Annotated in this window: 25 protein-coding genes; 8 read left to right on the top strand and 17 right to left on the bottom strand. The window is 59.9% G+C overall.

Annotated elements, in window-relative coordinates:
• Positions 1–215 precede the first annotated feature (215 nt).
• Genes C7T36_RS00715 through C7T36_RS00725 form a run of 3 tightly spaced genes read left to right on the top strand, consistent with a single transcriptional unit; the run spans position 216 to position 4,710 of the window.
• Positions 216–1,040, top strand: a complete 825-nt coding sequence (locus tag C7T36_RS00715; protein ID WP_033230890.1) for an FAD binding domain-containing protein — start codon at positions 216–218, stop codon at positions 1,038–1,040.
• Positions 1,037–3,742, top strand: coding sequence for a molybdopterin-dependent oxidoreductase (locus tag C7T36_RS00720; protein ID WP_045070132.1), 2,706 nt, complete (start codon positions 1,037–1,039; stop codon positions 3,740–3,742). The genes C7T36_RS00715 and C7T36_RS00720 overlap by 4 nt, the downstream gene beginning before the upstream one ends.
• Positions 3,739–4,710, top strand: coding sequence for an antibiotic biosynthesis monooxygenase (locus tag C7T36_RS00725; RefSeq protein WP_045070134.1), 972 nt, complete (start codon positions 3,739–3,741; stop codon positions 4,708–4,710). The genes C7T36_RS00720 and C7T36_RS00725 overlap by 4 nt, the downstream gene beginning before the upstream one ends.
• Before the next feature lie 209 nt (positions 4,711–4,919).
• Here the strand turns inward: C7T36_RS00725 and C7T36_RS00730 are convergent, their stop codons facing one another.
• From C7T36_RS00730 to C7T36_RS00745, 4 genes are all read right to left on the bottom strand, one after another.
• Positions 4,920–6,251 (bottom strand): HNH endonuclease signature motif containing protein, encoded by a 1,332-nt coding sequence (locus C7T36_RS00730; protein ID WP_045070136.1) that lies wholly within the window; start codon positions 6,249–6,251, stop codon positions 4,920–4,922.
• Positions 6,252–6,383: 132 nt separating this feature from the next.
• Complete coding sequence (locus tag C7T36_RS00735) at positions 6,384–9,491, bottom strand: multicopper oxidase family protein (protein WP_375128876.1); 3,108 nt, start codon at positions 9,489–9,491, stop codon at positions 6,384–6,386.
• A gap of 137 nt (positions 9,492–9,628) precedes the next feature.
• Positions 9,629–10,648 carry a cation diffusion facilitator family transporter gene (locus C7T36_RS00740; protein ID WP_045070141.1) on the bottom strand — a complete coding sequence of 340 codons (1,020 nt, stop codon included), beginning with the start codon at positions 10,646–10,648 and terminating at the stop codon, positions 9,629–9,631.
• A complete protein-coding gene (locus tag C7T36_RS00745; RefSeq protein ID WP_084703014.1) occupies positions 10,645–11,058 on the bottom strand; it encodes a metalloregulator ArsR/SmtB family transcription factor in 414 nt (137 codons plus the stop codon). Before C7T36_RS00745 ends, C7T36_RS00740 begins: the two co-directional genes overlap by 4 nt.
• A 103-nt stretch (positions 11,059–11,161) precedes the next feature.
• Here C7T36_RS00745 and C7T36_RS00750 point away from each other — a divergent pair, with 103 nt between their 5' ends.
• The 3 genes from C7T36_RS00750 to C7T36_RS00760 all read left to right on the top strand — a co-directional run bounded on the left by C7T36_RS00750 (position 11,162) and on the right by C7T36_RS00760 (position 12,940).
• Positions 11,162–11,587, top strand: a complete 426-nt coding sequence (locus tag C7T36_RS00750; RefSeq protein WP_033230896.1) for a nitroreductase/quinone reductase family protein — start codon at positions 11,162–11,164, stop codon at positions 11,585–11,587.
• 25 nt (positions 11,588–11,612) lie between these two features.
• On the top strand, positions 11,613–12,200 hold the full coding sequence (locus C7T36_RS00755) for a DinB family protein (RefSeq protein WP_033230897.1): 588 nt from the start codon (positions 11,613–11,615) through the stop codon (positions 12,198–12,200).
• A 128-nt stretch (positions 12,201–12,328) separates the two neighbouring features.
• Positions 12,329–12,940: a glyoxalase gene (locus tag C7T36_RS00760; RefSeq protein WP_045070146.1), complete on the top strand. Its 612-nt coding sequence runs from the start codon at positions 12,329–12,331 to the stop codon at positions 12,938–12,940.
• Between the two features lie 8 nt (positions 12,941–12,948).
• Here the strand turns inward: C7T36_RS00760 and C7T36_RS00765 are convergent, their stop codons facing one another.
• The 4 genes from C7T36_RS00765 to hisI all read right to left on the bottom strand — a co-directional run bounded on the left by C7T36_RS00765 (position 12,949) and on the right by hisI (position 14,726).
• Positions 12,949–13,338, bottom strand: a complete 390-nt coding sequence (locus C7T36_RS00765; RefSeq protein WP_045070148.1) for a DUF2784 domain-containing protein — start codon at positions 13,336–13,338, stop codon at positions 12,949–12,951.
• Between the two features lie 73 nt (positions 13,339–13,411).
• On the bottom strand, positions 13,412–14,038 hold the full coding sequence (locus C7T36_RS00770; protein WP_045070150.1) for an SRPBCC family protein: 627 nt from the start codon (positions 14,036–14,038) through the stop codon (positions 13,412–13,414).
• 24 nt (positions 14,039–14,062) lie between these two features.
• Positions 14,063–14,356 (bottom strand): DUF1905 domain-containing protein, encoded by a 294-nt coding sequence (locus C7T36_RS00775; protein WP_033230901.1) that lies wholly within the window; start codon positions 14,354–14,356, stop codon positions 14,063–14,065.
• A 25-nt stretch (positions 14,357–14,381) separates the two neighbouring features.
• Positions 14,382–14,726: a phosphoribosyl-AMP cyclohydrolase gene (gene hisI, locus C7T36_RS00780; RefSeq protein WP_033230902.1), complete on the bottom strand. Its 345-nt coding sequence runs from the start codon at positions 14,724–14,726 to the stop codon at positions 14,382–14,384.
• Positions 14,727–14,855: 129 nt separating this feature from the next.
• Between hisI and C7T36_RS00785 the strand changes: the two genes are divergently transcribed.
• Positions 14,856–15,392, top strand: a complete 537-nt coding sequence (locus C7T36_RS00785) for a universal stress protein (RefSeq protein ID WP_045070153.1) — start codon at positions 14,856–14,858, stop codon at positions 15,390–15,392.
• A gap of 307 nt (positions 15,393–15,699) precedes the next feature.
• On the opposite strand, the gene C7T36_RS00790 is transcribed toward C7T36_RS00785, so the two are convergent.
• The 4 genes from C7T36_RS00790 to C7T36_RS00805 all read right to left on the bottom strand — a co-directional run bounded on the left by C7T36_RS00790 (position 15,700) and on the right by C7T36_RS00805 (position 21,637).
• A complete protein-coding gene (locus C7T36_RS00790; RefSeq protein WP_045070155.1) occupies positions 15,700–16,038 on the bottom strand; it encodes a hypothetical protein in 339 nt (112 codons plus the stop codon).
• A 57-nt stretch (positions 16,039–16,095) separates the two neighbouring features.
• A complete protein-coding gene (locus C7T36_RS00795; RefSeq protein WP_045070158.1) occupies positions 16,096–16,605 on the bottom strand; it encodes a DUF3558 family protein in 510 nt (169 codons plus the stop codon).
• A gap of 101 nt (positions 16,606–16,706) precedes the next feature.
• Positions 16,707–20,039, bottom strand: a complete 3,333-nt coding sequence (locus tag C7T36_RS00800; RefSeq protein WP_045070160.1) for a protein kinase — start codon at positions 20,037–20,039, stop codon at positions 16,707–16,709.
• Between the two features lie 116 nt (positions 20,040–20,155).
• Positions 20,156–21,637, bottom strand: coding sequence for an NAD(P)/FAD-dependent oxidoreductase (locus C7T36_RS00805; protein ID WP_045070163.1), 1,482 nt, complete (start codon positions 21,635–21,637; stop codon positions 20,156–20,158).
• Between the two features lie 77 nt (positions 21,638–21,714).
• Between C7T36_RS00805 and C7T36_RS00810 the strand changes: the two genes are divergently transcribed.
• Positions 21,715–22,344, top strand: coding sequence for a TetR/AcrR family transcriptional regulator (locus tag C7T36_RS00810; RefSeq protein WP_084703054.1), 630 nt, complete (start codon positions 21,715–21,717; stop codon positions 22,342–22,344).
• Here the strand turns inward: C7T36_RS00810 and hisF are convergent.
• Genes hisF through hisH form a run of 5 tightly spaced genes read right to left on the bottom strand, consistent with a single transcriptional unit; the run spans position 22,341 to position 25,603 of the window.
• Positions 22,341–23,114, bottom strand: a complete 774-nt coding sequence (hisF, locus tag C7T36_RS00815; protein WP_033230908.1) for an imidazole glycerol phosphate synthase subunit HisF — start codon at positions 23,112–23,114, stop codon at positions 22,341–22,343. The genes C7T36_RS00810 and hisF overlap by 4 nt on opposite strands.
• Positions 23,111–23,944, bottom strand: a complete 834-nt coding sequence (locus C7T36_RS00820) for an inositol monophosphatase family protein (protein WP_045070167.1) — start codon at positions 23,942–23,944, stop codon at positions 23,111–23,113. The genes hisF and C7T36_RS00820 overlap by 4 nt, the downstream gene beginning before the upstream one ends.
• Positions 23,945–23,953: 9 nt before the next feature.
• Positions 23,954–24,688, bottom strand: a complete 735-nt coding sequence (priA, locus tag C7T36_RS00825) for a bifunctional 1-(5-phosphoribosyl)-5-((5-phosphoribosylamino)methylideneamino)imidazole-4-carboxamide isomerase/phosphoribosylanthranilate isomerase PriA (protein WP_045070169.1) — start codon at positions 24,686–24,688, stop codon at positions 23,954–23,956.
• A gap of 19 nt (positions 24,689–24,707) precedes the next feature.
• The gene (locus tag C7T36_RS00830) at positions 24,708–24,971 is read right to left on the bottom strand and encodes a membrane protein (protein ID WP_033230911.1); all 264 of its coding nucleotides are present in this window, start codon (positions 24,969–24,971) and stop codon (positions 24,708–24,710) included.
• Positions 24,968–25,603 (bottom strand): imidazole glycerol phosphate synthase subunit HisH, encoded by a 636-nt coding sequence (hisH, locus tag C7T36_RS00835; RefSeq protein WP_033230912.1) that lies wholly within the window; start codon positions 25,601–25,603, stop codon positions 24,968–24,970. Before hisH ends, C7T36_RS00830 begins: the two co-directional genes overlap by 4 nt.

A 25,603-nucleotide genomic window follows, 5' to 3' on the forward strand; every position in this document is an offset into this window, starting at 1 on the left:
CCGCCGAATGCGTAGCCACGTCCGTATCCGAGCTCGCAAAATGCAAGAGGCGGAACCCGCCCCGTACTCAGACGTACCCAAAATCTGAAATCGCATGCACCGACCAGTTGGACTTAATTCCGATTGGTCTGAAATACCCGAAACATGTGAATGCGCTTCGTGTACTCGGTAATGTCGCAGTCCGGTATGTCACTTCCCCGAGGGGAGCACGACGCATGGACCTCACCACCATCAACGACGTAGTTCGGCGACCACCGGATCGCCCCGGTGCGATCTGGCGGGTCGGCGACGCGTGGCTTGCCGGTGGTACATGGCTGTTTTCAGCAGAACAACCCGATCTGGATCGCCTTGTCGATCTGACAACGCTGGGCTGGACGCCGCTGGAAACACACGCGACCGGTCTCACCATCGGCGCAACCTGCACGATCCACGACCTGTATACGTTTGTAGCGCCGGGTGATTGGCCGGCCGCTCAACTCTGTCGTATCAGTTGTGAGTACTTCCTGTCCTCGTTCAAAGTCTGGAACAGCGCAACCGTGGGCGGGAACATCTGCATGTCGCTGCCCGCCGGCCCGATGATCACGCTGTGCGTCGCACTCGAGGCGACATACACGCTGTGGTCCACCGACGGCACCGAACGAATCGTCGACGCCGCCGATTTTGTGATCGGAGACCACCAGAACATCCTCGAACCGGGCGAGGTGCTTCGTAGCATCGACATTCCGATTCACGCGCTCACCAAACGTCACGCCCACCGCCGATTCAGTCTCACGCACCTCGGCCGTTCCACCATCTTCATGATCGCTACTCGGACACCGGGGACTACTGATCTCCTGCTCACCATCACCGCCGGAACAACCCGACCGATCCAACTGTCGTTTGCCACCATCCCGGACCGCGATTCTCTGCAGCACGTCATCAATGCCATTCCTGAAGCTGCCTGGTTCGACGACCCGAACGGCACCCCTGACCACCGCCTTCACCTCGCCCGGCATTACGCCGAGGAGCTGCGCCTGGAACTGAGCGAGGACCGGTTATGAGCTACGTGGTGAACGGCAGGATCTTCAGCGAGCAGCCATTCGCCGGGCAGTGTCTCCGTACCTTCCTCCGGACACTCGGCCATCACGGCGTCAAGAAAGGATGTGACGGGGGCGATTGTGGAGCCTGCACCGTCTGGCTTGACGGCGCTCCGATCCACAGCTGCATCACCCCCGCCTTTCGAGCCGAAGGTCGGGAAGTCACGACTATCGAAGGCCTAGGCACTCCGGAGAATCTGCACCCGATGCAGGCGCAGTTCCGCGACGCGCCTGGATTTCAATGCGGCTTCTGCACCGCCGGCATGATCATGACGGCGGCAGCATTGACCGACGATCAGAAGGACGACCTGCCGCGCGCCCTGAAAGGAAACCTGTGCCGCTGCACCGGTTATCGAGCGATCGAGGACGCGGTCAACGGAGTCAGCGCGATCGAGGTCGCACTACCCGGGCAAGCAGTAGGGACAAGCGTCGGCGCACCCGCCGCTACCGATATCGTGACCGGCCGCGCCGAGTTCACGATGGATACAACGATCGATACATCGACGGGCGGGATGCTGCATCTGAAGGTGCTGCATTCACCGCACGCCCACGCGCGCATCGCCTCGATCGACACTGCTGCTGCGCTCGCCGTTCCTGGAGTGCACCGCGTCTATACCTGGAAAGACGTGCCGCGCAAGCGTTTCACGACGGCTATCCATACCGACCACCTTGTGGATCCCGACGACACCTACATTCTCGACAACGTGGTGCGCTTCGTCGGGCAGCGGGTGGTAGCCGTACTTGCCGAATCCATTGCCGCAGCCGAAGAAGGTCGTCGCAGAGTTGTGGTCGAGTACGAGGTTCTCCCGGCTGTTTTCGATCCAGAGGAGGCGATGGCCGATGGCGCCCCGCCATTGCACGGATCGGACGACCCGTTTGTCCGCGACCCCGAGCACAACATCCTGCTCGAGATCCATGGGCATGTCGGCGACGTGGAAGCCGGGTTTGCAGCGGCGGACGTGATCCACGAAGGCACGTACTTCTCGCCCCGGGTCCAACATGCGCACCTCGAGACGCACGGTTCCATCGCCTGGATGGAAGACGAACGCCTACACGTGCGCACCAGCTCGCAGTCGCCGTCGATTGCCAAGGTCAAACTCTCCCACCTGTTCGATCTGCGCCCGGATCAGCTTCGCGTGTTCTGCAAACGGGTGGGCGGCGGATTCGGCGGAAAACAAGAGGTGATCACGGAAGACCTCGTTGCACTGGCAACACTGGACACGGGCCGACCCGTCAGCCTCGAGTTCACGCGCGAAGAGGAGTTCACCACCGCATCTCCGCGACATCCGATGAAATTGACCATCAAATTGGGCGCCACGGCGGACGGGACGCTGACCGCATTTCAGTACCGAAACATCTCCAACACCGGCGCCTACGGAAACCACGGCGGTGAAACGTTGTTCGCCGGCGGAGCTGCCGTCTCGCTGTACCGATGCGCAAACAAGAAGTTCGACGCGTATTCCGTCTACACGAACAACGTTCCGAGTGGAGCCCTGCGCGGTTACGGGATGACTCAGCCCGCATTTGCCGTGGAGTCCGCGATGACCGAACTCGCACTCGCGTTGAACATGGACCCGCTGGAACTGCGCCGACGCAACATCGTGCGGCCAGGCGATTCACTTGTGGCGCTCGAGGACGGACCCGATGACGTCATCTTCACCGAAGACGGACTCGGCCAGTGCATCGACCTGGTGGACTCCGCTTTGGATCGCACGCCGGTCCCATCTCTCGGCGAGGACTGGCTCATCGGTACCGGCACGGCCAGCTCGTTACACGAGACCGCCCCACCCACTGAGCACATCTCGGAGGCGTGGCTCACGCTCGGCGACGACTGTATGTACGAACTTGCCATCGGCACAGTCGAATTCGGCGAAGGAACGTCCACCGCTCACGTCCAGATCGCCGCGAATCAGTTGGGAACCACACCGTCCCGCGTGCGAATCATCCAGTCGGACACCGACCGTACCGGTTTCGACACAGGCGCTTTTGCCAGTGCGGGCCTGTTTGTAGCCGGAAACGCTGTCTTGCGAGCATCGAATGCGTTGCGAGATCGCCTACTTGCCTTTGCCGCACACCACACTGGCGTTGCAGTCGATCAGTGCTCGATGGACGACGACAAGATCGTCTGCGCAAGTACACGATTGACTCTGCAAGAAGTTCTCGACGCCGCGAGGCAACGCGGGATCCGATTTACCGTGGCCCGCAAGGCCTACGGATCGCCGCGGAGCGTGGTGTCCAATACTCACGGCTTCCGCATCGCGGTGCACCGGATAACCGGCGAAATCCGGATACTCTCCAGCGTTCATGCGACCGACGCTGGTGTGATCATCAATCCCGCACAAGTTCGAGGGCAAATCGAAGGTGGCGTCGCGCAGGGAATCGGCTTTGCTCTCACCGAGAACTTTCATGTGGACGCAGCCGGCGCGATGATGAACCCGAACTTGCGAAACTATCGCATTCCCACGTATGCAGATGTTCCTCGCACCGAGGTGATATTGGTCGATTCGGCTGATTCCGTCGGCCCACTCCGCTCGAAAGGCATGGCGGAGTGCTGCATCAACCCGGTCGCCCCGGCCCTGGCGAATGCTGTGCATAACGCGACCGGCACCCGATTCCGGTCGCTTCCCCTCACTCCTGAACGGATCTACACGGGGTTGAACCGATGACCGCGGAAACATCCGCCGACAACATCGCCACAGTCATCATCGGTCAGCGGGTACACGCCGGAATGGCAGAGCAGTTCGAAGTCTGGCAAAAGGACCTCAACCGGGCTGCCGCGGGCTACGCCGGATTTCTGGGCACCGAAGTGTCCGCGCCGACGGCCATCCACCCGGAGTGGGTAATCGTGTATCGCTTCGACTCCATCGCTCATGTTCAGGCCTGGATCAACAGCGCGACACGTCAGGATTTCCTCGAGCGCGGCCGCCAATTCTTCGACGGACCCGGTACCCAACAGGTAGTGAGTGGCGGGATCAAACCACCCGATCCACTTCTCACCGTTGTCGTGTCACACCGAGTCAGTGATGACAACATCGAGGAATTCCTTGCCTGGCAAGACCGCCTGCGCGAGGTGGAAAGCACGTTCGAGGGATTCCGCGGCACCGAACTTTTCCGACCCGTCGACGGAGTCCAAGACGAATGGACCACTCTCTACCGCTTCGACAGCGCCGCCCATCTCGATACCTGGCTGACCTCCCCCGAACGTCAGGAACTCCTTGCCGAGGGGCGTAGGTTCCACGATTTCGAATTGCGCACCGTCGACAATTCATTCGGCAGTTGGTTTGCGTTCGACGAGAACGGCAACGAAGCCCCACCACCATCGGACACCAAGACTGCGATCGCGGTGTGGGTTGGCCTGTACCCGACTGTCGTCTTGCTGACCTTGGCATTGTCACCACTGAAAATGCCGCTCTGGCTTGGGTTGTTGGTGGGAAACCTTCTCTCGAGCTTCATCATGAGTTTCTTCACGATGCCTTATTACGTGAACCGTCTGCTGAGTCGCTGGTTGCGTCCGCCGGCCGATGTTCCCGCGGCGAAGATAAATGCTCAGGGTTTGGCGATCGTCGCAGCGGTGACGGTGTTCTGGGTTGTGGTGTTCTATCTCGTCACTACACAGATCTGGTCGCTGCCCTGATTGCACAGCACCACGCAGCAGCACTGATCGCAACGCGGCGCCTCCCCATCATCTGCGGAATCCTACTTACCCGCTTTGGCCCTCGCCACGAATATGCCGTGCGAACCCGTGCGTGTTGCTTCAGGAGCTGCGCATGCGTGTTGGCTTCGCATCGTCTTAGCTCGTGATGCGAAGCTTGCACGCGGTGTTCAGTTCCGGCAGAGCCGGATTCAGTCTCGGTGAACTGGACCTTGGCGGGTGGTGGAGCGTCGGCGTCGTTGTTTCGGGTCGATCGCAGCTGGTGGGATGAACCACGGTTTGTGATCATCGCCCATCTTGATTTCCCAGATCCCGCGGAACCCACTGGTGCTGTGAATCAACCGATGGTGATTTCGACAGAGGAGGCTGAGGTTGTCCATCACCGTCAAACCGCCGACCGACCACGGTTTTATATGGTGCGCATCGCACCAGGCCGGTACCGCATCGCAGTTCGGGAAGGCGCAGCCTTTGTCCCGAGCGATCAGCGCAGTGCGTTGCTCGGGTGTGACGAGGCGTTTGTGCGGCGTCGCATCCAGCGGTGCACCGTTGCCGTCCATCAACACGGTGGAGAGCATGCAGTCACAGGCGAGCATCCGGGTCAGGCTCACACTCAGTGGTCTCATCCAGGGCATGTAGCCGACGTCCAGATCTTCGACATCAAGCTCTGCGTCCCTGCTAGGTCGCGTAGCGGCGCATTCGCGATGCTCGGCAAGATCTTTCGCGGTGATGTGCACATTCACGTGCGGACGCTGACCACCATCAACACCGGTGACAGCATTGTCGAGATACCGGCGAATCAACTCCGTGAACGCGTCGGCGGTGCGTTTGGCTGCCGACCGCTGATCCGGGGTTCCGTCCGCGGCCGGTTTCGGCATCGACAAACCCGAGAGAGCCGACAACAACATTTCACCGGTAAACGCGTCGAAATCGCCCTTGATCGCCACGCGCCCGTTGAGCGTCGGCGAAATCCGCAACACATTGAGATCATCATCCTCACCGGGCGGGGTGTCGTCGGATTCGAATATCCGCTCCAGAACTGCAATCGCATAGCGGAGTTTGATGGTGGTCGCCTCCACGCCGGATGCGGCAGCAAGAAGAGTCTTCATACAGGACGGTAACGCCCTGTCCGGCATTCCTTTTGGTGGGGATTCGCAGAACGCGACGATTATTGCCGCATGATCGAGCGAGAGGTCGCCGGCCTCGAATTGGGCAGCAATGTCCGGGAATACCCGCAGTGCGGCACCGAGGGCGGCGATCTTGTTACCGGCCGCGTTCTGCAGCATCGTGTTCGCCGCCAACCAGCGACCAACACCCCGGTAACAGAGCACCTGTTCATCCGGGTTGAGTGCCAACTCGTCGACTGCGGCAACCCGAATCGCTTCCAGCCGAAGAATTTCCGCAGACGCACAGACGGCAACGTCTCGAACCTCAGCCGGTCGCAATCGCCACAACCTGCCCCGCACCCCCGTCGCGGAACCAGCGACAACATCCCCCACCAAAGTTGAATCGCAAACCGTCGTCATCAAGGCCTCCCCACCCTTGACCCAATTGCACTCGAACAACCATTCGATTCAAGAGGCATTTCGGACAGGTTTAACGAGATCTACGCTCGAGAACTTCTGACATGCAACAGCATTCAACGTTCGACATACGCACTAGCGACCTCCTAGCGGCAACGCTCCGATCCCACTCGCATAGGGCGGCAATGTTCCGATCAGGCTAGGCGTAAGCGTCGTCGCAGACGGATCTGCACGTCCCAAAGAAAACTTCCGAACTTCGGCACTCGCTCCGCTGCTACCGCTGATCAGCAAATCCGCCCCCGTTGTGGTGCTGGTAGTCGCAACGCTCACGCCGGAGGGCCCCTCGAACGGACCGAAGGACGCGATCTCCCGAAAGGCAACGTCGGTTGAGTGGTGGTCGGGGCTTTCCAGATACATCTCAGGTGATCCGTCGAGGCGTGATCCGCTCGAGAAGATTCGCACCGTTCCGTCTCCGCCGTTCATCCCGGCGACTATGGATTTCGCGCCGCCTTCCGCACCGGCCACCCAACCGGTCGACAGTGATACCCCACCTCGATAGCTCTGATCGAATGCCAAGAACTGCGAGGTCGCCACCGGCCCACCTGTGTGTCCTGCATGTTCGTCGGTCTTTCCGGCCGCTGCTGTCGGCTCGTACAGGTCATACCGGAACGTTTTCACCAACGGCTCGTCGCCGGGTCCGGGAGCAGTCACGATGCTCGCCCGGCCGGAATGCGCGTCGACCATTCCCGTGGCAATGGTGACTCCGCTGCTCGAACCCGGATATGGGATGAACGATCCGAATTCGACCGGCGCCGACTTCTTGTCCGTCGGCAGTACGGTGGAGTAGATCTTGACCTGCGATTCCATACCCGGGCCGGAGGCCACGATAATGTTGTCCGCCAATGCATTTCCGTCGATATCGACGCCGGCAACGTTGACACCACCACGGAAACCTGCATCAAAAGGAGCAAACCGTGCCAGTTCGTCGGTGAACGGTGGCCCGTCGACCGCGTTGTACGCCACCACTTCTGGTGCACCGCCAGCGCCGGTTCCAGCGATGAGGTCGAGCACCATGTCACCGTTGACGTCTGCCATCGCCACGCTCGGGGTTCCCTCGAACGACGGGAATGGCGTCACGGTTGTGAGCATCGTATCGCCGTTCGCGTCGAAGATCTGCACGGTCGCAGGCACGCCGGGCGAGCCGGGCACCGCAACCGCATACGTCGACACTTCGGGAATCACGTTCACCGTCGCCATCAAACCGTTGTCCTCGTGATTGAGGCGATGGCAATGGATCACAAAGGTCCCCGTGTATTCGGTGAACTTGGTACGCAGTGTCACCGACGCCGGTACAAGCGCGTTCTCATTCTCGTCCGTCACAGGCGCAGGCACGTTGACGTTGTCGATCCCCCACTGCTGCACCCCGGTTGTGGTCCCGGCAACAGGATCCACAACCTCCATCACTTGAAAATCATTGACGTGGATGTGCATTGGATGCTCGTCATTGTTGAGGTTTGTGATTGTCCATTCCTCTACCGAGTTCAGCCGCGGCTGAATCAAGGGGATGTTCGGGAAAGTGTTGTCGGCGAACTCATATGTAAAGGCTTTCGGGTCACTGTTACTGGCCTTGTTGTTTCCGAATCCACCAGAGACAGTCAGGTTGCGGGTCACATCGGGATTCGCTGCTGCGGTATCCACGAAAGACGTATAGGCATCAAGTTTCTTACCGAACTCGAATGGTGTTGTCCTGCCTTCACCTTCGTCTGGCGTTGCTCGGATCAGCTGCTGGGTCGGGAAGGTGAAGAATCCGTCGGCGTAACTGATCACCGACGGGTCGACAGTGACGGTTCCGAGCTCAGCAGGAGGATTATCGGTGCCGTTGTTGGTGTAGAGAATGCCAGGATTGCTCACCGGTTGTGCACCGTCGAGCGGCGGCATTTCCAGCACCAGATCACCGGACTCCGGCATCGTCACCGCGATCGCGTATCGCGACGCCGGCGGAATCACGAGCCTGGTTCCGTCACCGTCCACCGGCGGCCTGACCTCGGAGAACGGGTTTCCGTCCTGACCCACTATCGCGAACCGCGGATGGTGGCCTGTCGCGGTTTCCGTCAACGTAACCGGCATGTATGCGAAGTCGCTGATATTGGCGAGCACCCAGATTTCGGTCTGACCCGGCTTCAGTTTCAACGAAGGTTGGAACTGCCCGTTCACGGTGTACTGCACATCGCGTTGATTGTCCGGCAGCGACAGATCGGCCGGAACGTTCGTCGATTCGCCAACGAAACTCTGCAGATTTGCGGGGACAAACTGATTCTGCCCACGATGGTTGGCCGGTGACAAGGGCCCGCTGTACCAGTTGGTGAAATACTGTGAGCCCTCCGTGGTTTCCGAGAAATTCACCGGCGCGAGACTCGGGCGGTAGGAGCCGTCGGCAAGTTCCTGACCCGTCGGCGGATCCAAAGTGCTGACAAATTGTGGCCACATCGCGTCATTGAGTTTTCGGCCCAGGCCTTTGCGGTCAAAAATGAAGTTGTACTGCAGTGCCATATCGCGAACTGGTACGTCATTGGCCGTCACTATCGGCAAATTCCCATCGGGGCGGCCGATTTCCAACAGTCCCGCGAGTCCCATATATGTCTGTTGAGCAGTGAGCGTGTGACGGTGGCTGTGGTACCAGTACAAACCGTTGGGCATCGTTCCGGGAATCGCGTAGTCGTAAACATTCCCCTGCCCGGCGGGAATGTTGAGCAACACGTTGTCGGCATTACCGTCCGGACTGACGTGCACGCCATGAGTGTGCAGATTGAGCGGCGCAGACGTCAGCACCGGAGGATAGATCGGTACTTCACCACCCGCCGGAGTGAATGCGGGATCGTAGAAGTCCTCGATCGTGAGATCTTGCAAGTCGTTGTCGTAGTGGACAATCAAACGCTCGCCAGGATTAACCCGCAATGTCGGAGCCGGATACACATCGGTTCCGGAACTCGACCCATCAGACGCTGCGCCACGAATGACGTCGTATCCGAAGAGCAAGAAGTCCGACACTGTTCCCGACGCAGTATCAAGCGGCACCGATCCCTGGTGCGCAGACAATCGCACCTCGAGAACACCGTCCACGCTACTGAGTTTGATCGGTTCCCGGAAGTCGGCCGGCGCCCCGTCCGATCCGTAATTGGCGCCGGCACCAGATACCGGATCACCCGTTGCGCAGGCAGCCAAGGCCACCGTCAATGACACCACTATCAGGGCGACGAGCGACCTTCTGTACCGAGCGATCACTGGTTTCCCCGTTCCGTGGCGGCGTGAGATACGTCCGATCGACGCTTCGTAGCGTACCGAGGAAACCCCTAGTGAACAGGATATTCAGAACAAAGTGGTCATGTTGTTGTGTGCCTGTCGAGCGTAGTGTGAGCGGGGTACGCATGAACCAACGCTGAGGACAGCTTCGGAACCGCGTGCGTCAATGTGTGTTCGGCGCTGTGCGCAATCGCGTGGGCCTCCGCAAGACTCGCAGATGGATCGATATCGAGTTCGGCATCTGCGTGCAACCGATGACCGATCCACCGCATCTTCAAGCCGCGAACCCCGAGAACGCCGGGTTCCGCACGCAAAGCGGTTTCAGCGTCGTCCACCAACTCCGGTTCGACGCCGTCCATGAGACGTCGCAACACGTCACGAGCGGCGCTGCGGAGCACGGCAACTATGGCAGCGGTGATGACAAGTCCGATGATCGGGTCTGCAAGCGGGAATCCCAACGCAACTCCCCCGGCACCGAGCAGAACTGCCAATGACGTGAATCCGTCTGTCCGAGCGTGTAATCCGTCGGCGACCAGTGCGGCGGAACCGATCTGCCGACCGACCCTGATCCGGTACAACGACACAAGTTCGTTGCCGACGAAGCCCACCAGACCTGCGGCAGCAACCCATCCCAGATGATCGATCTCGATCGGGTTGATGAGCCGCCTAACTGCCTCGACACCGGCAACCACCGCAGACAGCGCGATCATGGCCAGGACGAACAGTCCGGCCAAGTCCTCGGCACGGCCAAATCCGTAGGTATATCGACGCGTTGCCGCTCGTCGTCCAAGAGCAAAGGCAATCCACAGCGGGATCGCGGTAAGCGCATCCGAAAAGTTGTGAATGGTGTCCGCCAGCAGCGCCACCGACCCGGAGATCGCAACGATCGCCACTTGCACCGAAGCAGTGATTCCCAACGCCACCAAGCTGATCTTGACTGCCCGGATACCGATCCTGCTCGATTCGAGAGCGTCGTCGACACTGTCGGCCGCGTCATGACTGTGTGGCGCAAACACATCACGCACGGCAGACCGGAAACCACCGCGAGGATGGCCATGGCCGTGGCCGTGGCCGTGACCAACAGTGCGTTCGTGCGTCATGACGCCCCCTCCTCCTCATTTCCGCGAGGCACGCGCTCAGGATGTATCTCACGGAGTTCTCCGGCGGTGCGGTGATGCCCCGGCAAGCCTGGACCGGCGTGCTCGGCATTGAAGACTGCGTCGGTAACCAGTTGGCGCACATGGTCGTTCTCGAGGCGGTAGAACACAGTGGTGCCTTCACGACGGGTTCGCACCAATCGAGCCATCCGTAGTTTTGCCAGGTGCTGCGACACTGACGGCGCGGGCTTTCCGACGCGCTCCGCCAGTTCGTTCACCGAGCACTCTCGATCGACCAACGCCCAGAGAATCTGCACACGCGTCGCGTCAGCGAGCATCCGAAACACCTCGACGACGAGGTTTACCTGATCGTCGGGAAGCTTCCGCCTACAAACCTGACTATCTGCGTTCATGCGTAGATAATAGATCAAGTATGTCTGAACACAACCCCTCGCATCCCAAGGTGTGCCAAGATTTTGTTATCGAAACCCCCACAGTCCTAACCAGGAGACGACGATGAGTACTGACGACTGGAACGCAGACATCATTGCCCAATTCCGAGAAAATCAAGGTCACGTGGGAGGCCCCTTCGAAGGCGCACCGATGGTGTTGGTCCACCATCGAGGCCGAAAGTCCGGACGTGAATTCGTCAGCCCGATGATGTACCTGGCCGATGAGGAAGACCCCGACACCATCTACGTCTTTGCGTCCAAAGCCGGCGCCCCCACCAATCCGGATTGGTACTACAACCTCACTGCAACGGACCACGCCGAAATCGAGGTCGGCACCGAAAAGTACTCGGTTGCTGTCAGCGACGTGACCGGCGACAAACGCGACAAGATCTTCAACGAGCAGGCCAAGCGGTATCCCGGTTTTGCAGAGTACGCAGAGAAGACGGCTGGAATCCGCACTATTCCCGTGATTGCTCTCCGACGCACGTAGCTAGCGACGCTGGCAGAGTGAGTACATGAACGCAACTGAATTCGACTGGAATCGTACGCTCCGCGAGCAGTGGGAATTTCATTGGAACCATCAGATCAAAACTCGACTCGACGGTCTCACCGACGACGAGTATTTCTGGTCCCCGGTGCCCAATGCCTGGAGCATCCGTCCTCGCGGCCAGTCGACGGCACCGATGCATGTCGGCGCTGGAGAGTTCGCGATCGACTTCGCCTTTCCCGAGCCGGTCCCACCGCCTTTCACGACAATCGCGTGGCGACTCGGCCACGTCATTGTCGGTGTGCTTGCCGCGCGGAATGCTTCACACTTCGGCGCTGCCGCCGCGTCGTACGAGACCTGGGAGTATGCCGGCACCGGGGCCGAGGCACTCGAGCAACTCCAGACGCAGCTCGATATCTGGCTCGCCGGAGTCCGGAGTCTCGGCGAGAGCGGCCTGCGGGAACCAGTCGGAGCGAAGGAGCCTTACCCCGAATTGGCGATGGCCGATCTGGTGCTGCACATCCACCGCGAGCTGATCCATCATCTGTCCGAGGTCGCCCTGCTGCGCGACCTCTACACCCACACCAGATCTGTTGATATCCAGGCAAACCCGTAGCAGCCCGGAGCGCGCACAAAACCGATCAGGAATCGAGAAGCGTTGGTTGCCGCACCGAAACTACCGTTACAGACATGAATTCACCACGTGATACCCAGTCCGCTCGCATATCAACGAGGAGCGCCAATATGACCACCGCAGAGTCCGTGATCCTCGAAGTCCCCGATACCGCAGCCGCCCAATCCTTTTACGATGCTTTCGGCGTCGGAGACCGCGTGAGTGTACGAGCGTCGGAGACACCGACAACAGGGTTCCGCGGCCACACGCTTTCGCTTGTCGTGTCGCAGCCGAACATCGTCGACGCCTTCGTCGATGCGGCCCTCGAAGCCGGCGCCACAGTGTTGAAGCCCGTCAAGAAATCGTTCTGGGGATACGGCGGTGTTGTACAGGCACCCGACGGCGCAATCTGGAAAGTGGCAACGTCGTCGAAGAAGAACACCGGCCCAGCGACCCGGGAGATCGAAGATCTCGTGCTGTTGCTCGGCGTCGAGGATGTCAAGGCCAGTAAGCAGTTCTACGTCGATCACGGTCTCGAGGTGTCGAAAAGCTACGGACGCAAGTACGTCCAGTTCACAGCTCCCCCGAAAAAGCTCACGGTTGCGCTGTACGGCCGGAAGGCCCTGGCCAAGGATGCGGGCGTCGCACCCGAAGGCAGCGGATCGCGTCGAATCATCATCACTGGTGACGGGGCGCCGTTCACCGATCCGGACGGCTTCACGTGGGAGACCGGACTCGCCTGAAAACACCATCAACGGCGTGGCTGCGCCCCTACCGACGCAGACTTCACATGCCGTCCGAGCAACACGTATCCCACCCAGGAACCCACGACCACTGTCGCGGCAACGCCCTGGACAATCGCTTCGATACTGACCGGATAGAAAACGCCGGCAATGTAGTGAGAGATGAACCCTGCGGACGGTAATTCGGAACTTCCCGCCATCCGACGGGCCCAGTTCTCGAGATGCGTGAGCGGGCAGTCATATCCGATCAGGACCGAACCTGCACCCCACGCGACTGCGACGAGGTGAAAAACAATTGTATGACGCCACTTCCACGCCACGAAACCACCGAAGACCACGTAGAGAATGAAGCTGAAGTGAACGAATACCGTCGCACTTTCGATGAGCCGGTACACCATCGTTGTCTCCGCTCGTGGCGCGGAAGTCCCGCAACAACCAGACTATTCCGATGTTAGTCCGCGGAGATGATCTCTACCCGGTGTATGCAGCGGTTGTTCGTGCGGCGGCGGCTCGCGCCTGCGCAGGATCGTCGCCGGAAGCAATCGCGGCGTCAGCCCACAATTCACTACTGGCTGCCATGAATGCCTTGGCTTCGTCACTTGCCGACCACTCCGGCGCCTCCAGTGGTGTGTTGGTTCCCTGTTCGACGTGTTGTGCCAATCCCAGCAATCCCATGTCCCAACCGACCCCTACGGCACCTGGCCCGTATTCACTCCAACGATCCGGGTCGACATCGGCGGTGTGATCGAAATCGAATAGCGTTTCCCCGCTGGAGGTTTCGATCAATTTGATCGTCACGTAGCTGACGTCACCGCCGTATTCCCAGGTGATCTTCAGTGTGTGCGGCGCGGTGCACGCCAGAATCTCACCACCGGCATTGCCGTCGAGTTGATAGCGACTACCGAGTCGGGCGTCGCCTGAAACAGGCATGAACCACTGTGGAATGCGATCCAAGTCGGCTATTGCCGACCACACCGTCGTGATCGGAGCCGCGAGTTCACGCGACATGTGGAGCGATCGCGTTTTCCCCTCGTCGCCACTGACCCCGCTCAGGTGCCGGGTTACCAATGACAAAGAGTCAACTGCTTCAGCGACCATGACGCTCCTTCATCAAGGCAAAAGTCAGCTCAAACGCTGCTGCAGGTGAACCGACACTTCTTCGCCTGCCGCGCTCTTACCGATCGCTTTGCACAGCGCTACCCGCAGTGGCAACCAATGCGGTCCGTCGCCTGAGGGCATCAAGGTCGCTTCGAAGGGGTGCTCACCGTCCAGCGTGCCGACAACCTTGACTGCTCGCCGGGTACCGAGCAGGTCCGCCGACCCCGGCACGGTCAGATACGTCGCAAACGCGCCGTCCTTCTCGATCGGAGAGGTAAACGAATAGTCGAGCGGTTGCGGAGTCTTCGTCGCGGCCATAATGCTCCCCTTCGGTGAAGTTTTCCTACTCTGCAGCGAGCAGAACGTCGGTATCGAAGCAGGTGTGTGTGCCGGTGTGGCACGCAGCGCCTTCCTGATCGACGATCAGAAGGACTGAATCGCCGTCACAGTCGAGGCGAACTTCGTGGACATACTGGGTGTGGCCCGACGTCTCCCCCTTGACCCAGTACTGCTGACGTGAACGCGAATAGTACGTTCCCTTACGGGTTTCCAATGTGCGAGCGAGTGCTTCGTCGTCCATCCACGCGACCATCAACACATCGCCTGTGGACTTTTCCTGCGCGACTGCGCTGAACAGTCCGGCGTCATTTCGCTTCAGTTTTGCTGCAATCGCGGGGTCAAGACTCATAGGACGTTTATACCGTCCCACGGCCTCTCCTGCGGAATCCGCCTCCGGAAACTCAGTGGCGACAGCCGTAAAGTAGTTGTCAAAGTTCCGAATTCGTAGATTCGTTCGCCTGGTTAAGGAGAACTCGCGATGAAGAAGCATCATGACGGACCACACCCCGAGCACACCTTCCACCTCGAGAGCCCAGCAAAAGGCATCGTCAATCCACGCCATGTTGTGGTGGGCATCGGCAGCGAACCGTCGGGCGGTGACGTACTGGACTTTGCCCTCTCGCTGGCCACCGCGGAAGATGCATCACTTCATGTCGTTCACTGCATCGATGCCGAGGACCAACCCGTGGAAACCGATTCACCTCAGTTCGAGAAACGCCTCAATTCCGCGATGATCACTCAACGTGAACGCGCACTCTCTGCTTTGACATCTCACCCCGGCAAGTGGACATACGACTGCAAGCACGATGACCCGGCAGATCTCATCGTGTCGACGGCGGAGAAGTACGACGCGTTCACCATCGTGATCGGGGCGCCGCGACGAGGTCCGATTTCCGCGATGAGTCAGTTGCTGCACAGTTCTGTCACCTCACGCCTGGACCGCCAGAACAGATACCCGATTGTCATGGTTCCTGCCAGGGTGAAGTCGAGGACATGGACGCATAAGTCAACGTAACTATCGCCGGCAATATTGCACTGTCAGGCTCGCTTTCCTTCAGACCAACTGCTGCCGCCCGACGATTGCGCAGGTCGTAACCTCTCGAATCTAACAGGGCGCGACCACACTCAATCTCCAACGAACCAGAGATATCCGTGTCGACGGATTGCAGATTTCGCGGCGCAGTTTTCAGATCCGTGATCAATTGTTCTTCTTGATCATTTTTCGGAATTACCATTGACAATTCGTTCAACAGGAACTGCAATTGATAGCTGTTGAACATAGTATGGCAATATGTGTCAATCCGTCCGATAATGAACATAATTCAGTTGGTCTGACCCACACCCCTGAGAGAGTCAACATTGGTTTGGTCTTGTGTTACTGCATTGTCGATGCACTTCTGAAAGTACGCGCGCATGCCATCGACTGCGGCGATGTGACTTTCCAACGCATTCACCAATGAGTCTGGACTACCAAATGCCTTTTCTTGAAATTTTCCTTGGAGAGCAAGACCGGAGTTCAGAGTACCGAAACCTCCAAACTGCTTGATGTGTTGGGCATCGTTTACTAACGATCGATACTCGGCGATCAGTACCTCACATGCAATCGCCAGCGGTTTTGCAACATTCGGGTCAACGCCGAATACCTGATCCGAATTTGACACTGATCTCACACTCACTCTCAATAACTCGATTTTCGGTCAAGACAAAATCCCACCCCTTCAGGACAGCAGCGGAACGATAGTTTGCGCCGCCCGCTCTACTAGTGCGCATGGCGTTTCAGGCCGGTCGATACTAAACTTTGCACCCACACGAACCATCGCGGTTGACTGAGCTGTCGCGAAGGCTACGTTGCATGCCAAATCCCCGTCATCGCCCTGTTCCTGGTACACAAGAATGCTTCGTCCCGCGATTTCGTCTCGACGCAAATCTCGAATCGTGGAATTTTTTTCCACAGCATCGAGTGAACGATCCGCTGACGTAAGTCCGAGATAGAACCACGAGCCCTCCCAGCTACACACGTTGAATCCATCGATGTGGGTGTTTAGGAGGTCCACACGCTGCGTGCCGGGATCAACACCCAGGTTCAACAGGTCATCGTGACTCAGAACCGCGCACGGATCGAACATTCCGATCGAATCGACCGGGTAAGCCTCACCCTCGACCGTCGAGGAACACCCCCCAAGTAGAGCGACCACAGAAACCGACAGACAAGCGCCCCACGGCCTCACAGCACTCCCCCTTGTCCATTGGCTTCACCCAGTTGGACGCACGGGAGTACCGCACGGTTCCGCCCGACTACATCCATTGCGACAAGTCATGATCCCCAGCGCTACGAGGGCTGCTCCAACTCCCACGCCGCGAGTTGTGTGCGCGAGGTGAAACCGAGCTTTGTCAGAATGTGCTCGATATGCCGTTGCGTCGTCCGAACCGAGATTGCCAGGTTATCCGCGATGGCTTTGTTATCCAGGCCGACAGCGACGAGGTCGGCAACCTGTTGTTCGCGCGCACTCAATCCGGCCTCCTGGCCGGTAGCCGACGGATTCTCCTGCAGCGCAAAGGCTACGGACTCGTGAAAGTCCAGGGCGTGCCCTTGATTCCGGGCACTGCGAAAAGCCTGGCTGCCAAGCGCACGAAGCGTTTCCTGCTCGCATCGCTGCCGATAGTTTCCCAAGCTCGGAAACAGAACCGGAGAACTGTTCACCATGTCGACGATCGCCTCGGCGGCGCCCATCAAGACCACGGCGCGACGTTCGTCGTGTTCGGCGCCGGCAATCCATGCAAGCGCGTCCAAACACACCGTCGCTGTGAGCGGTTCCTCGACGCGTTCGGCGATACGCAATGCCTGTTTGACAAGGTCCGCTGCGTAAGCGAGATCTCCTTGACGCCAGACCGCGACGCCCATCGACCACAGCGAGTAGGACCGGTACACCGATTCGCCGGTGCGCTGCGTGATCGCAAGAACCTGCTCATGGCAGGAGATCGACTGGTCCGTCTCACCATTGGCTTCGTACGCCATCCCGAGCGTGTTCAGAATCCACACCCGCAAGGCGAGATCATCGCCGGTGCCGACCAGGTCCAATGCCTTCCGGAGGTAGTCACACGCGCGCGCAGTGTCGCCGAGAAACAGTTCGAGGCAGCCTTGCGCTTGGATCACCCTAGCCTGCGAGGTCCACTCGTCGAGATGCTCGGACAAGTCCAGGTGATCGAACACATCCAGCTTTTGGGACAGCTCGACGGCTTCGGCAACACGCGCCGCCGCGACATCGAGCGCACCCTGGATTTCGGCGAGAACGCCACTGGCACATAGCGCTTTGATTCTGTCGACGGTCGGATGCTCGACATCGATGTCCAGGAGGTGATCGAGCCAATAGCGCCCCTCGCTGAAAAGTCCACGCGAGAGCCAGAATGGGAAGAGTGCGCCGGCGATCTGCAGCCCGAGGCGGTCGTCACTGTGCGTCGACTCCGCGTAGTCCATCGCGTCGCGGAGATTTGATTGTTCTCTCCCCAATCGATCAATCCAGTCCTTCTGCCGGGCACTGATCCATTCGGTTTCCGCTTCCAGCACCATCTTTCGATACCAGTCGCGATGTTGCCGCCGCAACAAACCGTAGTCGCCGGATTCCTCTGCCTTCTCGCGGCCGTAGTCGTGGAGCGTATCGAGCATCCGGAAACGCACGACCGTTTCCGATTCTTCGCGGATCAGGATCGACTTGTCGACCAGCGAGGCCATTCCGTCGAGCAACTCGTCCGCACTGTGATCGCCGCAGCAAATGCTTTCCACTGCATCGAGTTCGAAGCCACCGGCAAAAACGGACAGCCGCGCCCACAACTGCTGTTCCCACCTGGTGCAGAGGTCGTAACTCCAGTCCATGCACAATCTCGAGGTCTGTTGACGGGACGGCGCATTACGACTACCGAGTGTGAGAAGCTTGAACCGGTCGGTCAACCGATCCAGGATCTGTTCGACGGACATCGAACGCAATCGGGCTGCAGCCAATTCGATGGGTAGGGGCAATCCGTCGAGTCGCTGACAAATCCGCGCAACCGTGACCTTGTTTCCCTCAGTCAGCTCGAATCCAGGCAATGCCGCGGCGGCGCGATCAGTGAACAGCGTGATCGCGTCGAATCTGGACAAACCGTGAATTGACGTTTCGCGGTCGGGGGCGGGCACGGACAACGGAGGCACCCGAAGTACAGTCTCGCCACCGATACCGAGCGGTTCACGACTGGTTGCGAGAATGCGAAGTTCCGGACACACGCGCAAAAGAAACGTGACCAGATCGGCTACTGCATCAACCAGGTGTTCGCAGTTGTCCAGCAAAAGCAGAACGTTCCGATTGGCCAGAAAGTCAGCCAATACGTCGTCGAGAGGGCCGGTTCGGTCTCTGATCCCGAGCGAGGACGCAACAAGATCGGCAAGCAAAGACGCGTCCTGGAGTTCGCCCAGTTCGGCTACGGACACTCCGTCGTCAAATTTCTGTCGCAGATCCGCTGCGACTCTGACCGCCAGCCGAGTCTTTCCTACGCCACCGATACCCGTCAATGTGACCAGCCGAGATTCGAGAATCTTCGCTTTGGTTTCGGTCAACTCTCGCCGCCGACCGATGAAGCTGGTCAGTTCCAACGGCAAATTGCCGGAAGGGGGCGGGGACGTGGTAGTCGCAGACGAGCCTGCGTATCTGACGAGGACATTGCCATCTGACGCTCCGGAGTTCTGCTGACTTTCCTCACCCGCTTCAGTTGCCAGCAGCGCCATATCGGTAACGGGAAAACCTTTAACCGACTGGATCTTCCGAAGGTCTTCGCCGAATTCGCGGGCAGACGCAGTCCGCCGAAGTGGGTCGCCATTCATCGCGTGCTCGATCGCCGCGGACATCCCTTCCGGGATTCCCAGTTCACGGAGGTCGGGAATCGGCTCGGTCGTGATGCGCAAGAACTGCGCGATCAATTCCTCGCCGCTGCGACGTTGGAATGCCGCGTGCCCGGACACAGCGCAGAACAATGTTGCACCGAGGCCGTAGATATCTCCCGCAACGCTGGGCGGCTCTCCGCTGAGAATTTCGGGTGCCGTGAACGCCGGCGATCCCGTCACGGTACCGGTGGACGTCTCGAATCCGCCCACGATGTGCGCGATACCGAAATCCGTGATCGCCGGCTCGCCATAGTCTGTGAACAGGATGTTCGCAGGTTTGACGTCCCGGTGGAGGATCCCGAGTCGATGAGCACTTTCGAGGGCGCCGGCAATTTTCACTCCGAGCCTAAGAGTCTCGTTCAGCGACAGCGGACCCGTCGAACGAATTCTTGTTTCCAGAGATCCTCTCGGGTGATACGGCATCACGATGTACGGGTGACCGCTTGCCGTGGTGCCGACGTGCAAAACGTTGACGATGTTCGGATGGCCGGTCAGCCTCCCCATCACGTGTTGTTCACGGACGAAGCGAGCATCGTTTTCCTGTTCAACGCTCGCGGTCAGGACCTTGACAGCAACGATGCGATCCAAGCGCGGCTGCGAACAGCAATAGACGACGCCGAAGCCTCCACGCCCGATCTCGCGAGCGTCCTCCAGCCCCGACATCTCCAGTTCGGAGACGACGTTCGACGTATCGTGCGCCGTGCTGAACGGATCAGCACGCTGCGTACCAAACGGATCGATTTCCGACATCAACCTTGCACCAACCAACCCTCCCCGAAGATTCGCTGGCACTGATCTCGAGAAGCCCAAAATCAGGATATCCCTTTTTACCGCAGCGCACCGTCGCCCTCGGCCAGGAAACAAGCTCAGGAGATCGAATAGGCCTCGAGAGGGAAGCGCTTCGCCTCGACAAATGCGTTGCGCGTCGATGTCGGCCGCAGGATAGCCGCCTCACCGTGCTGATTGAAGTAATAGCTTCGCGCGGTCTGGCAACTGCCGCCGTAGAAAACGGAGTCCGCCAGGTTTTCGGTCATTCGGTCGAGAAACTCGGTATTGGCGGCCTCGGTGACCTCGAAGGTGTCGGCTCCTCGCCTCTTCAGTTCACCGAACAGTCGCTCGATGTGCTGCATCTGCGATTCGATGGTCGTGAAGTAGGACAGCCCGCTGTACGAATAGGGACTCGCGAGGGTGAGAAAGTTGGGGAAATACGGAACCGATACTCCCTCATACGCCTGGAAACGGTTGTCACGCCACCACTTTCCGAGATTTCTGCCCTCTCGGCCGATAACCTCGATGGCCGGGAAGTTGACGTCCCACAGATTGAACCCAGTAGCCAGCACCAGAGTGTCGATCTCGGTCTTACGACCGTCAACCGTGACGATACCGTCGGCGGCAATGTGGTCGATCGACGTGGTCTCGAGGTGAACGTTTCGTTTGGTGAATGTACGGAAGTAGCTGTTGGAGAAGGTAGGTCGCTTGCATCCGAAATCGTAGTCGGGAGTGAGCTGCTTACGCAGCGCCGCGTCGCGGACCTGCGACCGCAGGAAGGCACGCGATGCTGCTGCGGCGCCCTTGTTGAGCAACTTCACCTGCTTGTAGTGCAAGACAGCGCTCACCATGATCATTTCCAGAATTCCGGAACTGACAGCTCGCGCGATCCGCTGGGTCAACGGAATTCGAGAGAAGAGCTTCTGGACGGCCGACGGAATGGGGACGTCGAGCTTGGGAACAACCCAGATTGGCGTGCGTTGGTACACGGTCAGATCCGCGGCTTGGCGCGCAACTTCGGGAATGAGTTGCACTGCAGTAGCGCCGGTTCCGATGATTGCCGTCTTCGTACCGGCAAGATCGTACGAATCGTCCCACGCCGTGGTGTGAATGATCTTGCCCGCAAATTCGTCGATGCCGGAGATATCCGGCCGATGCGGCTGAGAGAGAAAGCCCGTCGCCGTCAGTAGATAGGTCGCGGTGATCTCAGGCTGCCCGTCCACGGACACCACCCAGTGCGCCTCGTCCTCGTCCCACCGCGCGCCGTTCACGACGGCGCCGAATGTCATATGGCGTCGTAGGTCGTACTTGTCCGCGACATGGTCGGCATACTTCTTCAATTCCGCACCTGGCGCAAAGAGCCTCGACCAGTGCGGATTGGGCTCGAACGAATACGAGTAGGTGACCGACGCGATGTCGACCGCCAATCCCGGATAGCGATTGACGTGCCACGTTCCACCCAGATCATCCTCGCGTTCGAGGATCGCCAGGTTGTTCAGGCCCAACCGCTTGAGTTGAATGGCTGCGCCCATTCCGCCAAAGCCCGCCCCGACCACTACTGCGTCGTACTGCACTGCCATCAGTTGAAATCCCCTCGTGAACCGCACATCAGAAACTGACACGTCATTCCGTTATGGAAAACGGTATCATCTTCAGCGTGACGAAGGCCATAACCCGAGCGGAGCGAAAAAAGGCGGAACTACGCCGCGAGATCATCGACGCATCGTTCGAGTGTTTTGCCCAACGGGGCTATCACGCCACCGGAATCGCTGATATTGCAACAACTCTCGGTATCGGCCACGGCACGTTCTACCGATACTTCGAGAACAAACGCGACATCATCGATCACGTCATCGACGATCTGATTGCCAAGATCATCGACGCACTGGCCACCGACAATGCGCCGGACGCAGCCAACACCTTGGACGAGTACCGAGCCCAGGTAGCCCGCATCGCGGATGTACTCCCCCGTATCTTTTTCGACGACCCACGGATCCCGCGGGTGCTGCTCTTCGAGACAACGGGGGTCGACGCCGACCTGACGGGCCGGATGCTCGACCTACTCGACCAGGCCGCCGCACTGACGGCCGGATATCTCAGTCACGGCGTCGAATGCGGATACCTTCGCGCCGACCTCGACATCGCGAATACGGCCCAGGCCGTCAACGGCATGATGCTGGCCAGCGGCATACAGGGACTGCGAGCCGAGTCGTCCGTGGACTGCACCGCCCTCAATCAGGCGATCACCCGGATGATGTTCGACGGAATCCGAGCAGAAAACACCTAGCGGACAACAATCCCTTCGGCGCGCATGGCGTCCTTGACCTGCGGGATGCTCAGGTCACCGAAGTGGAAGACACTTGCCGCGAGGACTGCGTCGGCGCCTGCTTCGACGGCAGGCGCAAAATGTTCGACCAGACCGGCGCCGCCGCTGGCGATGACCGGAACGTGAACAGCGGCACGGACAGCGCGGATCATCAGGAGGTCGAAACCGGCCTTGGTGCCGTCGGCGTCCATGGAGTTGAGCAGGATCTCTCCGACGCCCAACTCTGCGCCGCGCTCGGCCCACTCGACCGCGTCGATGCCGGTTCCGCGCTTGCCACCGTGCGTCGTGACCTCCCAGCCGGACGGAGTGTCCGGCTGGCCCTGCGGAACCGTCCTTGCGTCGACGGACAAGACGATGCACTGCGAACCGAAACGCTCACTCAATTCCTTGAGCAGTTCAGGACGTGCGATGGCTGCGGTGTTGACGCTGACCTTGTCGGCTCCGGCGCGCAGCAGGCGGTCGACGTCCTCGACCGTGCGTACACCGCCGCCCACCGTCAGCGGAATGAAAACCTGCTCGGCAGTACGACTTACAACGTCGAGCATCGTGCCACGATCAGACGTCGACGCGGTCACGTCCAGGAAGGTCAGCTCGTCGGCGCCTTGGGCGTCGTACGCTGCGGCCAGTTCGACCGGATCGCCCGCGTCGCGAAGGTTCTCGAAGTTGACACCCTTGACCACTCGTCCGGCATCGACGTCGAGGCACGGGATCACACGAACTGCGAGGGTCATGACGTTGGTCCTCCTGAGGACGAAGCGCGCGGATCACCGAGCGATGTAAGGATGTCGAGAATTTCACCGTGAACACCGGGAGCGGCAGCAAGTACCGAACCCGATTCTACGGTCCACGGGTTACCGGCGAGGTCGGTGACCACCCCACCTGCCGCGCGTACAAGGGCAACGCCCGCCGCATTGTCCCACGCATTGTGCCCATAGACGATTGCGCCGCCTAAAATGCCTGCCGCGGTGAAGGCCAGATCAACTCCCGTGCTGCCGTGGATACGGATACGGGAAGACACCTTGCTGATTTCGGCCAGTACTTCCAGCCGATAGCTGCCGGGAATTCGTCCGCGACTCTTCACGTTGAGCGCACCCAGCGCGACGATCGACGACGCCAGATCAGTGGATGCCAAGGGTGGTACGGCACTGCCGTTCACCAGCAACGGGCCGCCTGCTTTTGCCGCGTAGGTATGTCCGATCAACGGCAACCAGGTCAACCCCAGGACCGGAACGCCGTCGTCGAGCAATGCCAGCAGAGTTCCGGCCTGCGGGAGCCCGGCCGAGTAGTTGAACGTGCCGTCGACGGGATCGAGAACCCAGACGAGCCCGGACTCGATGTCGGGCCCGCCGAATTCCTCGCCGTGCACTTCAATCCCGGTGCGATCGAACAACTCCGACGACAACCGCTTCTCGAGCGCGAGGTCCACCTCGGTGGCAAAATCGGCCCAACCCTTACGGACTGCGCTCGGCGAACCCACACCGGCAACAAACTGATCGTGAACGCCGTCAAGCAGCCCACCGGCAATCGCGAGGAGTTCGTCGAGGTCACGCGGCGGGTTCATCAAGCGAATCTAACCGGAAACTGCAGCAAGTGCTTCAGGAAGGGTGAAGCGGCCGGCGTACAGCGCCTTGCCGACAATCGCGCCTTCGACGCCCTGATCAACGAGGCTGGAGATGGCCAGCAGATCGTCGATGGTTGAAACACCACCGGATGCAACAACGTGGGCGTCGGTCACGGCGCACACCTGGCTCAGAAGTTCGAGATTGGGACCGGTGAGGGTTCCGTCCTTGGATACGTCGGTGACGACGTAACGCGTGCAGCCGTCACGGTCCAGACGCGCGAGGGTTTCCCAAAGGTCTCCGCCGTCGGTGACCCAGCCGCGCCCGCGGGTACGGTACTGGCCGTCGACCAGACGCACATCGAGGCCGACGGCAATCTTGTCGCCGTACTTGGCCAATGCACGAGCGCACCACTCGGGATCTTCGATGGCAGCGGTGCCGAGGTTGACGCGAGCACAGCCGGTGGCCAGTGCAGCTTCGAGGGAGGCGTCGTCACGGATTCCACCGGACAGTTCGACCTTGACCGTCAGGTCACCGATGACGCCTGCCAGCAGTTCGCTGTTGGATCCGCGCCCGAAGGCGGCGTCGAGGTCGACAAGATGTACCCATTCGGCACCGTCGTTCTGCCACGCAAGGGCGGCGTCGCGGGGCGACCCGTAACCGGTCTCACTTCCCGCCTCTCCTTGCACGAGGCGAACAGCTTCACCGTTGACAACATCCACAGCAGGCAAAAGGACCAGGCTCACGTGCGATAACCCTAGTCGGTCAGGACCTTGAACCGTGTGTCGGGTCTTGATCACCGTCGCCGAAGGCATTTCGCGTCATCCGCTTCGACACGACGCCCATCGCCGCGATGGCCGCGCCAACCCCGACGAGGCCGATCACGAGCCCCACGACGGGCGTCGGATCCACCAGAACGACGATCACCGTCGTGACTGCCAGAACAGCCACGGCGGCGCCGAGCGAGAACAGCGCAAGACGAGCCAACGAGAAGTTGTCTCCGCTGTACTTGCCGGAAGGTCCGGTCACAAACTCTGCACCCAGTTGCTCAGCAACTCAGCACCCGCATCGCCCGACTTCTCGGGGTGGAACTGCGTTGCGGACAGCGCACCGTTCTCGACGGCAGCGAGGAACTTTCCGCCGTGATCGGCCCACGTCAGTTTGGGAGCAGCGATGTGCTCGGACGGCGGCAGTTCCCAGTTCTGCACACCGTACGAGTGGACGAAGTAGAAACGGGTGTCCGCGTCGATGCCCTTGAACAGCGTGCTGGACTCGGGTGCTTCGACGGTGTTCCATCCCATGTGCGGCAACACATCGGCCTTCAAGCGCTCGACAGTGCCGGGCCATTCGCCGCACCCTTCGGCTTCGACGCCGAATTCGACGCCGCGCTCGAACAGGATCTGCATACCGACACAGATGCCCAGAACCGGCCGTCCGCCCGCGAGGCGCTGACCGATGATCCGCTCACCCCGAACCTCACGCAGGCCCTCCATGCACGCAGCAAAAGCGCCGACGCCGGGAACGACCAGGCCGTCTGCGGCCAGCGCCACCTTGGGATCGCTGGTTACCTCCACCTGTGCGCCGGTGCGCGCCAATGCGCGGGTGGCCGAATGCAGGTTGCCGGAGCCGTAGTCGAGGACGGCAATCGTGGAAGCGCTCAT

Origin of the sequence: Rhodococcus sp. AD45-ID (assembly GCF_003023755.1) — a bacterium.
Taxonomy (GTDB): domain Bacteria; phylum Actinomycetota; class Actinomycetes; order Mycobacteriales; family Mycobacteriaceae; genus Rhodococcus_F; species Rhodococcus_F globerula.

Excerpts from the sequence above, each read along its gene's own strand:
- C7T36_RS00715 (WP_033230890.1), top strand. The coding sequence starts at position 216 with ATGGACCTCACCACCATCAACGACGTAGTTCGGCGACCACCGGATCGC.
- C7T36_RS00720 (WP_045070132.1), top strand. The coding sequence starts at position 1,037 with ATGAGCTACGTGGTGAACGGCAGGATCTTCAGCGAGCAGCCATTCGCC.
- C7T36_RS00725 (WP_045070134.1), top strand. The coding sequence starts at position 3,739 with ATGACCGCGGAAACATCCGCCGACAACATCGCCACAGTCATCATCGGT.
- C7T36_RS00730 (WP_045070136.1), bottom strand. The coding sequence starts at position 6,251 with ATGACGACGGTTTGCGATTCAACTTTGGTGGGGGATGTTGTCGCTGGT.
- C7T36_RS00740 (WP_045070141.1), bottom strand. The coding sequence starts at position 10,648 with ATGACGCACGAACGCACTGTTGGTCACGGCCACGGCCACGGCCATGGC.
- C7T36_RS00745 (WP_084703014.1), bottom strand. The coding sequence starts at position 11,058 with ATGAACGCAGATAGTCAGGTTTGTAGGCGGAAGCTTCCCGACGATCAG.
- C7T36_RS00750 (WP_033230896.1), top strand. The coding sequence starts at position 11,162 with ATGAGTACTGACGACTGGAACGCAGACATCATTGCCCAATTCCGAGAA.
- C7T36_RS00755 (WP_033230897.1), top strand. The coding sequence starts at position 11,613 with ATGAACGCAACTGAATTCGACTGGAATCGTACGCTCCGCGAGCAGTGG.
- C7T36_RS00760 (WP_045070146.1), top strand. The coding sequence starts at position 12,329 with ATGACCACCGCAGAGTCCGTGATCCTCGAAGTCCCCGATACCGCAGCC.
- C7T36_RS00765 (WP_045070148.1), bottom strand. The coding sequence starts at position 13,338 with ATGGTGTACCGGCTCATCGAAAGTGCGACGGTATTCGTTCACTTCAGC.
- C7T36_RS00770 (WP_045070150.1), bottom strand. The coding sequence starts at position 14,038 with ATGGTCGCTGAAGCAGTTGACTCTTTGTCATTGGTAACCCGGCACCTG.
- C7T36_RS00775 (WP_033230901.1), bottom strand. The coding sequence starts at position 14,356 with ATGGCCGCGACGAAGACTCCGCAACCGCTCGACTATTCGTTTACCTCT.
- hisI (WP_033230902.1), bottom strand. The coding sequence starts at position 14,726 with ATGAGTCTTGACCCCGCGATTGCAGCAAAACTGAAGCGAAATGACGCC.
- C7T36_RS00785 (WP_045070153.1), top strand. The coding sequence starts at position 14,856 with ATGAAGAAGCATCATGACGGACCACACCCCGAGCACACCTTCCACCTC.
- C7T36_RS00800 (WP_045070160.1), bottom strand. The coding sequence starts at position 20,039 with ATGTCGGAAATCGATCCGTTTGGTACGCAGCGTGCTGATCCGTTCAGC.
- C7T36_RS00805 (WP_045070163.1), bottom strand. The coding sequence starts at position 21,637 with ATGGCAGTGCAGTACGACGCAGTAGTGGTCGGGGCGGGCTTTGGCGGA.
- hisF (WP_033230908.1), bottom strand. The coding sequence starts at position 23,114 with ATGACCCTCGCAGTTCGTGTGATCCCGTGCCTCGACGTCGATGCCGGA.
- C7T36_RS00820 (WP_045070167.1), bottom strand. The coding sequence starts at position 23,944 with ATGAACCCGCCGCGTGACCTCGACGAACTCCTCGCGATTGCCGGTGGG.
- hisH (WP_033230912.1), bottom strand. The coding sequence starts at position 25,603 with ATGAGCGCTTCCACGATTGCCGTCCTCGACTACGGCTCCGGCAACCTG.